Source organism: Campylobacter sp. 2018MI13, from assembly GCF_018501135.1.
Taxonomy (GTDB): Bacteria; Campylobacterota; Campylobacteria; order Campylobacterales; family Campylobacteraceae; genus Campylobacter_E.
In genome coordinates this window covers 1-13,585 of the sequence record NZ_JAHCZC010000051.1, presented here as the reverse complement: position 1 = coordinate 13,585, position 13,585 = coordinate 1, and the positions used below count along the sequence as shown (strand labels likewise).

12 protein-coding genes and 1 pseudogene are annotated in these 13,585 nt (G+C 30.2%); 2 read left to right on the top strand and 11 right to left on the bottom strand.

The annotated features are described in order from the left end of the window. The 7 genes and pseudogenes from KJQ99_RS06370 to KJQ99_RS06340 form a co-directional block, all read right to left on the bottom strand. Nucleotides 1-100, bottom strand: a pseudogene (locus tag KJQ99_RS06370) (flagellin N-terminal helical domain-containing protein); the annotation flags it as partial. Nucleotides 101-153: 53 nt separating this feature from the next. Further along, nucleotides 154-2,280 carry an autotransporter outer membrane beta-barrel domain-containing protein gene (locus KJQ99_RS06365; RefSeq protein WP_214150308.1) on the bottom strand — a complete coding sequence of 709 codons (2,127 nt, stop codon included), beginning with the start codon at nt 2,278-2,280 and terminating at the stop codon, nt 154-156. Between the two features lie 96 nt (nt 2,281-2,376). After that, nucleotides 2,377-2,823, bottom strand: coding sequence for a hypothetical protein (locus tag KJQ99_RS06360; RefSeq protein WP_214120405.1), 447 nt, complete (start codon nt 2,821-2,823; stop codon nt 2,377-2,379). Then, nucleotides 2,813-3,745 carry a D-2-hydroxyacid dehydrogenase gene (locus tag KJQ99_RS06355; protein ID WP_214150307.1) on the bottom strand — a complete coding sequence of 311 codons (933 nt, stop codon included), beginning with the start codon at nt 3,743-3,745 and terminating at the stop codon, nt 2,813-2,815. The genes KJQ99_RS06360 and KJQ99_RS06355 overlap by 11 nt, the downstream gene beginning before the upstream one ends. Further along, nucleotides 3,742-4,800 (bottom strand): iron-containing alcohol dehydrogenase, encoded by a 1,059-nt coding sequence (locus KJQ99_RS06350; RefSeq protein ID WP_214150306.1) that lies wholly within the window; start codon nt 4,798-4,800, stop codon nt 3,742-3,744. The genes KJQ99_RS06355 and KJQ99_RS06350 overlap by 4 nt, the downstream gene beginning before the upstream one ends. Before the next feature lie 9 nt (nt 4,801-4,809). Continuing rightward, entirely contained in the window at nt 4,810-5,976 is a 1,167-nt protein-coding gene (locus tag KJQ99_RS06345) for a glutathionylspermidine synthase family protein (RefSeq protein ID WP_214120402.1), read from the bottom strand. Between the two features lie 106 nt (nt 5,977-6,082). Next, on the bottom strand, nt 6,083-6,751 hold the full coding sequence (locus KJQ99_RS06340; RefSeq protein ID WP_214150305.1) for a hypothetical protein: 669 nt from the start codon (nt 6,749-6,751) through the stop codon (nt 6,083-6,085). 109 nt (nt 6,752-6,860) lie between these two features. Between KJQ99_RS06340 and flgE the strand changes: the two genes are divergently transcribed. Both flgE and corA read left to right on the top strand, forming a co-directional pair. Next, entirely contained in the window at nt 6,861-9,383 is a 2,523-nt protein-coding gene (gene flgE / locus KJQ99_RS06335) for a flagellar hook protein FlgE (protein ID WP_214150304.1), read from the top strand. An 84-nt stretch (nt 9,384-9,467) separates the two neighbouring features. After that, nucleotides 9,468-10,427: a magnesium/cobalt transporter CorA gene (gene corA / locus KJQ99_RS06330; RefSeq protein WP_214118896.1), complete on the top strand. Its 960-nt coding sequence runs from the start codon at nt 9,468-9,470 to the stop codon at nt 10,425-10,427. A 129-nt stretch (nt 10,428-10,556) separates the two neighbouring features. On the opposite strand, the gene KJQ99_RS06325 is transcribed toward corA, so the two are convergent. The 4 genes from KJQ99_RS06325 to KJQ99_RS10620 all read right to left on the bottom strand — a co-directional run. Further along, nucleotides 10,557-10,685 carry a type II toxin-antitoxin system YafQ family toxin gene (locus KJQ99_RS06325; RefSeq protein ID WP_214150303.1) on the bottom strand — a complete coding sequence of 43 codons (129 nt, stop codon included), beginning with the start codon at nt 10,683-10,685 and terminating at the stop codon, nt 10,557-10,559. Nucleotides 10,686-10,925: 240 nt separating this feature from the next. After that, complete coding sequence (locus KJQ99_RS06320) at nt 10,926-11,309, bottom strand: type II toxin-antitoxin system death-on-curing family toxin (protein ID WP_214120398.1); 384 nt, start codon at nt 11,307-11,309, stop codon at nt 10,926-10,928. After that, nucleotides 11,306-11,479, bottom strand: a complete 174-nt coding sequence (locus tag KJQ99_RS06315; protein WP_214120408.1) for a hypothetical protein — start codon at nt 11,477-11,479, stop codon at nt 11,306-11,308. Before KJQ99_RS06315 ends, KJQ99_RS06320 begins: the two co-directional genes overlap by 4 nt. A 289-nt stretch (nt 11,480-11,768) precedes the next feature. Further along, on the bottom strand, nt 11,769-13,585 hold a 1,817-nt coding region (locus KJQ99_RS10620; RefSeq protein WP_250325677.1), incomplete at its 5' end, for a flagellin.

Below are 13,585 nucleotides of genomic sequence, written 5' to 3'. Positions count from 1 at the left end.
CCATACCTGAAGCATCATCAGCAGCAGAGTTAATTCTAAAACCTGAGTTTAACTTATTTAAAGAACTGTCAATTGATCTATTGTTCATAGATGCGTTTGCATGAGCGCTTAGCTAGTGGGGGTTTGATAAAAAAGGGCTTAAAGCCCTTTATTTTAAAATGTATATCTAATAGTTGAGTTTATTTCATAATCATTTGTAAGTTTTGTGCCAAAGCTTCTTTCAACACTTAAATTCAATCTTAAATTATCGCTAAATGTATATGCTGTGCCAACGCTTACAAATCCTCTATCGCTAGCTCCTAATTTGCTTTTTACCTTAGCATTTACTCCTTTTATAATATCGCCTATTAAAAGGTCTGCTTCTTTAGTTTGAGTATCAATTACTGCCCCAACACCAGCTCTAAATGTAAAATCATTTACGCTATAACCTGCAAATATTTGTGGTTTAAATATTAATGGAGAGTGAGCATCTACATTTATTTTAAACTTATTAAAGATTTTTAAGCTTGATTCATATTTGCCGATATATCCAGTGATTATCTCAAGGCTTGGTTCAAGATAAAAATTATTATTTACATTAAATCTATATCCACCCTCTGCACTAACTAAGAATGAATTTTGAGATTTAACATCAACAAATTTACTATCATAACTACTTCTTATATATTTTAATACCAAATCAGCAAAATATCCATCATTGTGAATATAGCTTAAATACGCTCCTACACTAGTGTCTTTTGCTCTTACACCTGCATTGATTTTATCATAGCCAAATAGCACACCAGCAAGAATATCAGCATTATTTAAGCTAGTTTTTTTATCTGCACCAATTTGGGTTGAATAGTAATTGAAATTATTGTTACCATTGCTAAAACGACCACCATAAATTCTAAACCAAGTCCCAATATCCGCATTTAAACCACGCACTTCACCTAAACGCTTATTCATATTATTGATTTGAACATTTAAAGTGCTTAGAGCTTCTGCTGTTATATCGTCTTTTTTCTCATCTAAAATTGTTGTAGCTATTTGATTTGCTAAGGTTTGTGCTTGTGCTTTTACTTCAGGAGCTGCATTGCTTAAATCTCCATTGTGTGAAGCTGCTAAACTGATTAATGCGTTAGCGTGAGTTTGAGTATTAGCCGTATAAATACCACTTGACATTAACTCTTCTTTAGCTTTTTTGCCTTCTTCTGTATTGTTTGTAATATTTGCTTGAATTTCTTTTAATTGCTCTTCTAGTTCTAGTAAAGTTGTATTAGCTGTAGTTAACTCTGTTTTAGCTTTTTCAAGGTCTTCACTTGCTTTATCTAAAGCTGTTTTAGCGTTAGCATTGGTCTTTTTAGCTTCTTCAACTTTAGTTTGAGCTTCTGTATATACTTTCATTGCTTCTTCAACTTTGGTTTGGGCTTGAGCTTGTAAAGTTTTATTATCTGTTATTTTTTGTTCTTGAGCTTGGATTTCTTGTTGTTTTAAAGTTAAGCTATTTTTATAATTTTCAAGACTTTTTTCTTCTTCTCTTTTTTTAAATACCAAGCTATTATGATTATTTGAAGCTTCATTAAACTCAAATAACGCTTGTCCTTTTTGTTGTCCCAATGGAGCCATGGTATCATCACTTAGTTTTACGGCTAAATTAGCTTCTTCTTGAGTTTTTATAGCATTTTTTACATTTGTTTTTAATGCTTCATTATTTGGATCTTTTTGTAAATTTTCTCTAGCCTCAGCTAGTTTATTCTCTGCTTCATATTTTTTATTTAATAATTCTTTGTGTTGCTCTACTAATGTGCTTAATTGCTTATTTAAATCATTATAAGCTTTTTCTTTGGCAGTTAAATTAGTTTGAGAAGTAGCAATTTGACTTGTTAAATCTGAAATAGCTGTATTTTGCTTAGTTATCAAATCACTTATTCCTTGTAATTCTTGATTTAAATTATCTTTTTGAGTATTTAAAGAATTACCTTGATTTACTAAATTAGTATGTTCTCTTTCAGCTTGATTTTTCAAACCCTCTTTATCTACTGCTGTTAATGTTGCTGTATCTATAGCCTTTGCAGTTTCTTTAAATGCTTTATCTTTTTCTTTATAATTTGTATCAGCATTATTTACGCTTTCTTGTTTTTGAGTTATTAGAGTATTTTGCTCTTTAATCTTGCTTTCTAACTCTGTTTTTTGACTTAAAAAAGTATCTAAACTATTACTTAAACTATTTTCTACTGCATATACATTTGTTCCTAGTAGTGCCACTGCACAAACCGATGAAAATAATACTTTTTTCATAATTTCTCCTTATTATAAATTCCATCTAAATATAATATTTTTTTGTAAATTTTATTAGATTATTAGGAAAAAATTATTATAGAATAATAAAATTTATTATTTATTAATTTTAATGATAATATTTTTTGAAGAAAACTCACATTTTAAATCATCAACAACATAAGTTAAATCATCAATGATTTGAGTAAAACCATTTTGAGTTTTTGAGTAATTTTTCTTAGAAAATATATTTTTACATAAAATTATATCTTTTAACAAATCATCATAATACCATTTGCCAAAGAATTTTTCATTAAAGCTTTTTTTGGTATAGCATTCGTTGTTAAAACATATTTTTTCATTGATTTTAAAAGTATTTATGTATTTTCCAAGTGCATATAAATCAAGACTTAAATCACCTTTATTATCCTTTAAAAAACCTTGTCCTTTAAACTTAATAATATCGCTTTTAATAGTTAGATTTATAGTTGTAGTTGGAATTTGCTTAGCACAAGAGCTAAAGAATAGGGCTAAAATTAGCCCTAAGTAAATCTTATTTACCATTTAAAAAATCTCTTAAATTATTCACCATCATTGCCACTAGCCTTGTAACACACTCACAAGCAGTCCAAGCTATGTGTGGGGTGATTATTAGATTTTGCTTTTTGCTTATGTTTAATAAAGGATTATCAGCACTCATTGGCTCAACTTCTACAACATCAAGCCCAACGCGGATATTTTTACTATCAATTGCTTTTGCGAGTGCTACTTCATCAATTATCCCGCCACGCCCAAGATTTAGCAAATACGCATTATCTTTCATCATTGTTAGTTCTTTTTCGCTGATTAATTTATATGATTTGTCGTTAAGTGGAGCGTGAATGCTTATAATATCGCTATTTTTTAGCAATTCTTCTAAGCTAACTTTTTTAAAATCAGCATTGTTATTATTACCACTAAGACTTGTATAAATCACATTAGCACCAAACATTTGTGCTATTTTTGCAACTTCTTTTCCAATAGCTCCAAGTCCTATAATTCCCCAAGTTTTGCCTTCTATTGTGTAAATTCTTCTTGAATAATCGCAAAATAATTCGCTCTTAGCCCAATTGCCTTTTTTTGTGTAGTCATTATAATAAAGAGTTTCGTTCATTAATGATAAAAGTAGAGCATAAGTATGTTGAGCCACACTTTTTGTGCTATAACCTGCTACATTTTTAACTACGATATTAAATTCTTTTGCCGCAAGCAAATCAACCGTATTCATACCCGTTGCACTAATTAAAATTAGTTTTAAATCAGGGCAAGCTTGCATAACTTCACGGCTCATTTTGATTTTATTAATCACTGCTACTTCGCATTTTTCTAATCTTTTTACTACTTCATTAGGCGATGATTTTTCATATAATACAACTTCGCCAAATTCTTTAAATGCGTCAATGTTTTCTCCACCTAAGGTGTTTGCGTCTAAAAATACAATTTTCATTCTCTCTCCTTTTTATAAATTAAAGCATTTTTTATCTCATCAAGATTTGTTATAAAACCACGATTAATTAGATTAATAACATCGCTAGATGCAAGGACTAAACTAGCTATTTTGTCAATATGTTTTAAAAACTCATCTTCTTTTATAAAATCACTTATTTTAGTAGGTAAATTGATTTCTTTGTAAAACTTAAGCAATTTTTCATATTCATCATATTTTTTCTCAATTAGTAATTGGACTAAAATACCAAATGCTACTAATTCTCCGTGTAAGAAGTTTTTTTCTATTTCTTTAATATAACTTATCGCATAGCAAGTTGCGTGAGCAAAAGCTCCATTATATTCAATATTAATTGAGCGTGAAACATAGCCAGTATTTACTATTATTGACATTACGACATTTTTAAAACTCAAATCATCATTTAAAGATTTTGCATATTCATAGTTTAAATCTACGCACAAATTACTACAAATTTTGCCAAAAGAATTTGAGTAATTTACGCCTATATTATTAGCTTTTGCATATTTTAATTGCAAATCAAATTCGTAAAATTTCGCCATCGTATCGCCAATACCTGCTATTAAATACCTTTTAGGAGCGTTTTTAATAGTTTCTAAATCTATAAAACATTTAAAAGGCGGTTCTTTAAAAAGCGCTAATTCTTTAAACTTTTCATCTTCATAAATAACAGATAGAGCAGATACAGCAGCACAAGTTGCAGCGATTGTTGGTATAGTAATTATTTTTAGATTAAAAGCATTTGCTATGTATTTTGAAGTATCTAAAACCTTACCACCACCAATTGCTAAGACTAAATCAAATTCTAAGCCTTTGCATTCATTTATAATTTTATTAATATCATTAAACGAGCATTCTTTAGTATGCGTTAGATGATAATTGCCACTAATTGCGTATTCTAATTTATCTTTAAATTTCGCAAATGCCGTAACTCCGGCAATAACTAAAATATTTTTATAATTTTGTAATTCTTGTTTTAAATTCTTTTTAATATCAAAATCAACTACAAATGAAGTAAGACTTAGAATTTCTTGCATATTTTTCCTTTATTTAATAATGTGTCCTACGAATTGTGCGTAATTATCTATAATAGTTCCACCTTTTCTAAATCCAAGTCCGCACGCTTCGTAGGCAAAAAATACCCCAGCTTGATAGAACTCGCCATTATATTCGTTAAGTTCTGCAAATTCTTGATAAATAAATCCGTTATTTTCATAATCTCCATTATTTTTTGTAATTATTTCGCCATTTTTGTCCAAAATCGTAACATTTGCACCTTCACGACCAAAAAACGGCTTTTTAACTTGTTTAGCATTTTCAAGTGGTAAAAAGCTAGTTTTTAATAAATATTTATGATTTGGATAAAGCTGCCATAAAATCTCTAAAATAGCCTTGCTTTGAAATAATAATGTATAAGCAGGATTTAGGATAATTGCTTTTTGATTTTTGATTATTTTTGTTAGTAAATGTGCTAATTCGCTTTCTTCAATAGCTATTATTTCCCAAGGAATTAGCATAAAGCAAAACTCATAATTCTCATCAGCTAAAAACACTCCATCTTCGCTAAATTCAACATCTTCAACATAAGCAAATTCGCATTCATATCCAGCGTCTTTTGCCATTTGCATAAGCAATCTTGTAGTTAGCTCTTCTTCAGTATTTTTTACACTTGTAAAAAGTATTTTCCAGCCTTCATATACTTCATCAAAATTACTTACATCTTCATCTAAAGTTGATAAGCGTTTAAAATTATCAACGATTGCTTCGTAAGTGTGATTAAATTGATTGCTTTCATCTAAGTTATTTAGTCTTAATTGCTCAAATTGTAAAATCGCCGTTTCAAAAAGTGCCGTTGGAGTATTTGCATTAAACTCAAGCAATTTAATAGGTAAATTATCAAGCCCACCAGCTAAATCAAAACGCCCATATAAATGCCAATGAACTTCATTTTCCCAAGATAATTTCACAACTTCGTGTAAATTAAAAGGAATGCCAAGTTTATCTAAAAGATTATTATCAATTACATAAGAACCTGCGTTTATAAACATATCATATAGCTCATTACAAGCGTTATAATAATTATTTGCTTCATCTTCGCTAATTATTATTAATTTATCATCTACATATGATTTTTTATCTTCATTTGTATGCCAAGTAAAACCCATATTTTCTAGCTTTTCAGTGCTTAGTTTTTGAATATTTAAAAATTTCATTTTTCTCCTTTTAATAAAAGCTGATTTTAACAAACATTGATAAAGCTTTTATGATTAATTTTTTTTTGATATTATGAAATGTATTTCGTGAGTGGTCTTGACACTCTTAAAAGCAGAGTTTTACTCTGCTTATCAAATCTTCATTAAAATCACTTATCAAATCATCTAAAAATCTTTCTAAATTTCTTGGATTTATACTGATATAGCAATTTTCATATAATTTATAACTAATATTAGAATATTTGTTATTTCTCATTTTTAATAAATTCTCAAAATGACTTGCACGATTTCTAAGACTTAAAAATAGTTTTAATAATGCTTTATTTTTATTATCTAAAAATATATTAGTCTTTTGCCCGTTTATTATTATGTAGTTTTTATTATTCTTATCAAATCTTTTTAAGTCTAAATCTGAAAATATATACTTCTCAATTTTTTCATCTTCAATAATCTTAATTATCGTTCCTAGCGTAAGATTACTTAATAATTCATCTTTTGTAGGTGTTCTTTTTTTGCTTTTATATAATTTATTTATTTGTTCTTTTATACTTTCATTTTCGTAATCTAAAAGCCAATCATCATTATTAAACTTTTTTGCCAAAATATCATTTAAATAATTTCTTAAAGTTATTTCCAAAATGCCTATTTTTGGGGATAATTTTGCAATTAATTTAAGATTTTTAAAATGCTCGTCTAAGTCTTTATAACTTTGTAATCTTGTATTTGATAAACACTTTATTAAATCTAATCTAAAATTATTTTTTATACTATCCACAAAATCCCCTTATTTTCGGTATTAAAAAAAACATTTTAATATAAAAAAATAAAATTGGAACACCTTTTGCTAAAACTTGCTTAGAGAATTTAATTACAAGGATATAAAAATGATGAGATCACTTTGGTCTGGAGTATCAGGTCTTCAGGCACACCAAATAGCAATGGACGTAGAAGGTAATAACATAGCAAACGTTAATACAACAGGCTTTAAGCACTCTCGTGCAAATTTTAGCGACTTGATGAATCAAACAAGCAAAGTTGCAACAGCTCCACAAGGAGAGCTAGGTGGTAAAAACCCTATGCAAGTTGGACTTGGAACTCAAATTAACTCAATTACTAAGATTTTTGCTCAAGGAAGTATCCAAACAACAAAGAAAAACACAGACTTAGCTATCCAAGGCGATGGATTTTTCGTAGTAAGCCCTGATGGTGGTAAAACTTATAAATATACAAGAAACGGGGACTTCGTTCGTGATGCTTATGGTAACTTCGTTGATAATAATGGTTATATAGCGCAAGGTTGGTTAAGAGATGAAGTTACAGGCGAAGTTGATACTACTTCTCCAATTAGAAATATAGTAATAAAACCAGGTCTTACAACCCCTGCAAATCCTACAACATTAGTTAGCTTAAAAGCAAACCTAAATTCAGGTAATAGCATAGGCGATAAAAAAACTCCAATCTATCAGCTAGATAGCAACCACGAATGGACTAATATAAACGGCGATGGTATTAAAGTTGATGCGGGTGTGCATAAAGAAAACGATGTTTCACAAAATAGCTTTATTACAAACAAAAATGGTGAATTACGCTTAAATGAGCGTGGCGTTGATATGGGAGTATTATTCAATGCTAGTGGAGAAAGTCTTGGGCTTAGAAAAGGTCAAGGAATTTGGGTTAGTTATGCAGAAGCTAGAACTGGTCAATTAACATTGGGAAATGCTGGAAATAATGCACCTACTATCGATAATAACGGAACATTTAATGTAGCTGCTAATTTAAATATAGAAATTAACGGAACTCAAATAGCTGCTAGTGTTTCAACTGTAGCTGATATAGCAACTGCTATTAATGGAGTAAGTGGTAAAACAGGTGTAAGAGCTGATATAGTAAATGGAAATCAGCTAATATTAGTAAATGATAATAAGCAAGGCACAACAGCAGCTATGAAAAATATCGTTGTAAGAGCTGGAAATGGAGCAAATGTAGATAATACTGGTATTTTAAGAACTGCTATAGAGCATCATGGTAACGGTAATGGTGCTAGTATAGAAGTAATTACAGCTTATCAATATACTTATGATCCAAACCCAACTAATACAGCACACGCATTAAATGCAAATACCGAAAGAAGCTTTAATACCACAGAAGATTTAAGAGAAGCTATGCAAAAAGATGCAAGACTTTATGTAAATTACGATGGAAGACAAGTAACTGATGCTAATTGGGGTGCAAATGGGACTAAAAATGATGGAGTTGAAATCATAGTAGATGCTAAAGGACAATTCGTTATCAAAAATCCTAAAGGAGACGCATTTAATGCTGATGATGGAGATATTACTGATATGAGCACAGAAGCAATTAATAATAGAGCTAGAGTATTATTTAATGGAGCTCCTGCAAATGGTGCAAATATGGGTAATTTAAATGGTTTTCAAAACTGGGATCAATTAGATGCTACACAACAAGCACAATTTATACAATTAAATCCAGCTTTAACAACTCCTGCAAATGCTAATCAAACAGAAGACGACTTCAATATGTTCTTAAGCATTAGCAATCTAACAAATCCGGCAAATAATGTTAATGAAAACGATAAGTTTATGAAAACAATGCAAGGTATGCAAGGAGCACTTACAAGTGGAGATGGAATTCGTCAAACTCAAGGACTTTATATGAGCGCACATAGTTCAAGTATTGATATATTTGACTCACTTGGGACAAAACACTCAATCAAATATGACTTTACAAAAATCGGCTACACAGATGATGGTGGCACAGAGTGGGGAATAGTAATTCAAGTTCCAGAGCCTTGTGAAATCAACATTAGTGGCGAAGGTCCAAAAAATGTCCTAACAGGAACAATTAGATTTAATAGCGATGGTTCATTACAAGGATTTAGCCCAAGTTCAGTAAGCTTTACAGCAAACAACGGCTCAACCCCTAATCAAAACATAGATTTTTATTTCGGTAATCCAAATGATTTTGATGGAATTACAAGTTATGATAGAGAGAGTAATACAAGTGGTATTTCTCAAGATGGCTTTAGTGGTGGGGACTTAAACGGAATTAGAATTGATGAAAGCGGAACAATCATCGGAAGCTTTACAAATGGTAGAAGCTTTGGTCTAGCACAAATTGCGATGGCAACATTTACAAATAACGAAGGTTTAGAAGCTGAAGGCGGCAATGTTTTCACTCAAACATCAAACTCAGGTGAGCCAGTAATCGGAGCTGCTACAACAGGTGGTCGTGGTAAAATCCAAGCAAGTAGCCTTGAAATGTCTAACGTTGATTTAAGCACATCTTTAACAAACTTAATCGTAATTCAAAGGGGTTATCAAGCAAACTCTAAGACAATTACTACAAGTGATCAAATGCTTAACACACTTTTACAATTAAAACAATAATTCTTAGGATTTAAGCTTAGCCTTAAATCCTATTTAAAATTTCAAAATTTTCATTATAATAATTAAAATTTATAAAGGATTTTTATGCTTTTTGTTTATTATAAAGACAATTTAAATGTATTAAAACGCACTATTAATATCAATGAAGAAATACCTGAAAATACTTTATGGGTAGATTTGTTTAATTTTAACCTAGATGAGATTGCTTATATAGAAAATAATTTTAATATTAAAATTCCAAACGATGATGAAAAATACAACATAGAAGAAAGTGCGAGATATTGGGAAGAGCAAGATACTATTACTATTAATAATGTGTTTTTAAATAAAGACGCTCTAAATCAAACAACCACTACAAAAGATACGATTACATTTTTACTAAATAAAAAAGTATTATTTACAATCCGTGCTAGAGAAATTCCGACCTTTGCTTCTGTAGAAAACATAATTCTCGCAAATCCAACTCATTATAAAAGTGGCTATGAGATATTAAGCGAGATTTTTGATATGAGAGTGGATAAAGATGGAGATGTGCTAGAGTGGATTGATAAAGTTTCAAGATTGCTAAAAACCGAGATTTTAGAGCAAAAAAATGCTCTTGATTATGATTTTTACCTTGCTAAGATTTCAAATCTTCAAGATTTAAATATGCAGATTAGGTATTCGTTGTTTGAGAAGAAAAAGACCTTATCATCACTTATTAAAAGCGATAAAATAGGCGTTCATATTAAAGAGAATTTAGACATAATTTTAAAAGATTTAAATTCTTTAATAGATTTTAGCCTTTCGCAACTTGGGATTTTGGATAATATACAGACGATTTTAACTAGCAAAATTGACATAGAACAAAACAAAATCATAAAGCTTTTTACCGTTGTTACCGTTGCTATGATGCCGCCTACTTTAATAGGGACAATTTATGGAATGAACTTTGAGAATATGCCTGAATTAAAATTCCAATATGGGTATTTTATAACCTTGAGCCTAATGATAATCTCTACAATAATACCTATTATATTTTTTAAGAAAAAACGCTGGTTGTAAGGACGGAATTTAAAACAATCATAAATATTTTTTATGATAGTTTTTTGATTTTGCTTAGTTTTTATAAAAAAGGTGCTAAGAATAGCACCTTAAAATAATTACAATAAAAATATATCGCTAAAATCTAATTTATGTTAAATTATTTATTTTGCTATGATTTATAGTGCTAATGCAAGTTGGAATTAATATATTTTTATTTTTATACACTAGCACTAAATCATTTTTGATATGACAATCTCTGCAATCTTTTAAATCCATTACAATGCGTAGTTTTTATAAATCAGCTCTTAGACTTCATCATTTGCAAGGCGTTTAATAATATCAAGCGTTAGATTTTTATCTTCTTTACTTAGTTTTTTAAAATCTATTTTAACGCTTTTAAAAATACGGATTATTATTTGTTGTAATTGTTACATTCATATTTGTTACTTTTGCAATCGTTAGTATTATTAAGCGTTAAGAAAAATGCCTTAATCTAAATCTCTTAGTCTAATTTTATTATTGATTATATTTATTTATAAAATTTATCAATATTTCTCTTAGCTCATCTTTTAAAATGCTTCCATCGGCTACTTGCACGACTATATCTTCCATAACTATAGCAAATTTCTCATTATATTTATCATCTAAATCCAAAAAATGCATAGCTAAAAATATTGAAGTTCTTTTATTACCATCAGTAAAAGGATGAAATTTTATACACGAAAACATTAAATGAGTAATTTTATCGGCTAAAGTTGGATAATAATTATCGTTTTTTATATGCTCTAATGCACTTTCTAGGTAGCCTAATTGAGTATTATTAAAACCACTCAATCCGCCTGTTTTTTCAATGATTTTTTCGTGAATAATTATGGCTTCTTCTAATTTGATATATCTCATTTGTCTTTTAATCTTTTAAATACTGATAAAATCTCTGGTTTGTCTAACTCTTTTTCCATTTTTGCCATAGTTTGACTGACTAATCGTCTTTCTTCTTGGTATTCTTGTGTTTTTAAATTTTTATCTATATATGGATTTTTCACAGCGTTATCAAAATTAAATTCTTTCATCTTAGCTCCTTTTATAATCGTTATCTTATACTAAATATGTTTAAATTATAAAGTTTTAAAGAATTTAAATTGGGAAATTGATTTTTAAATTTAAAAAAGGGAGCGAGTGCTCCCCTTAGGATTATTGCAATAACCTTAGTCATTTTTTAAGATAGCTAATGCTATCTTAAAAACTTCAATTATTATTGTAATAATTTAGTAGTTTTTAAGGCGACAAGCACCTTAAAAACTCCTATTATTAACGCAATAATCTTTATTGCGTTTTTAAAGGTGCTTTGCACCTTTAAAACTATTGTAATAATCTCATTACGTTTTGTTGAACAGCGTTAGCTTGGCTCATTGCATAAACACCTGATTGAGCTAGGATTTGGTGTTTACTAAATGTAGCACTCTCAGATGCAAAGTCAACATCTCTAATATTACTTTCAGCTGATTTAACATTTACTTGAGTAACTGAAATATTATTAACAGTTGAAACAAGTTGGTTTTGGACAGAACCAAGGTCTGAACGAATTGCTTCAAGAGCTTTTTGAGCTGATTCAGCAATATTCATCATAGCTTGTGCGCCTTTTAGTGTCATAACACCTGCTGCGTAGCCGTTGGTATGGTCTACTTCTGTTTCGATTCCATCAATTGTTTTTCCTGTATTCATCCATTCTTCACTATTAAAGCCCATTGCATCTGCTAAGTCTTTATCTATTGTTGAGTTTGTTTCTCTTAGTGAAACTGTCTTTTCGCTAACATCTTTATCATAACCTATAGCTGCAGTAACATCAACTCCTGCCGTATTCTTAGCTTCTACTTGAATATCTTTACCATTATTTGATACAAGACTTAATCTTCCAAAGTTAACAGAGTTATTTTCAGATAGTCCTACAATATTACTCATACCATCTCTTTTTACAATATCAGTTGCTTTTTTAACAGCACTTAACATACCGTCTACTTGAGCTATAGCATCAAATAAACCTATAGCTTTTTGTGCTTCATCAATATTGTCTTGTGTTGCAGTACCTTGACCATCACCAAATTTTCCACTAAGCTTTGTAGCGTCTAATGCACCTTGTTGTTTTGTTAATTCATTTTTAATATTGGTTAATGCTGTTTTTAAATCATCTACATTTGTTGCTGCTCCTATAGCATTTGTTAGTGCGGTATCAATTGTAGGAAAAGTACCGCCAGTTATAGTACGTGCTAAATTAAGTGCAGTATTTGTTAGATTACCATCTGCATCCATTGCATTAGAGATTGCGGTAAGGGCTGCTTGTTCAGATGTTTTGCTAATTAAATCTTTTTGATTAGTTTCTTTTAATGCTTTTAATATATCATCACCTGTATTGTGTGCAGCATCATTTGCATTAGTACCTGTTCCAACAAGATTAGCGGTTAAATCTAACGCAGCATTAGCTGTGATAGCAGCTGCAGCATTAGCTCCTTTTAATTGAGTTGTAGAAGCAGTTCCTGCTGGAATATTAATTTTATTAGCTTCGTCTGTAACAAAATCTGCTTTTGTTTTTGTAGGATCTATAAACGCACCATCAGTAATATTAATACCCCTACCATCTCTATTATGTAGTACAAGTCTACCTTTACTATCCACAGAAGCTTCAACCCCTGTTTGATCCTTAACTGAGTTAATAGCAGCTCTTAAAGCTCCGTTTCCGTCTTTGTCTTTAACTTCAATAGAGCCTATTTGAACTCCGTTTATTTGGAAATCCTTAGTGGTAGTTCCAGCTTTAATTGTTTGAGCAAATACTGTTTCAGTAGTTACACTAGCCTTTACACCGGTTTTGTCTGAAACTTTATTAATAGCTTCAGCAAGTGCACCTAAGCCTTGATTTGCTTTGATTACAGGACGACCAGCAGCGTTTGTTTCAGCCATTTTAACCGGCTCTAAAGTTACGTCATTAATACCATCTACGTTCTTAAAAGTAACTGTTACGTTTCCGTCAGCACCAATTCCTGCAAGATCCCCAGCCCTCACATTATGCCCAGTCTCAAACCTAGTTAACCCAATCTTATCACTTGTAGTTGCCCCAATACTAGCCTTAACTGTCTCATTAGAATATGCACCAATTTGAAATTCTTTGTTTGAAAACGTTCCAC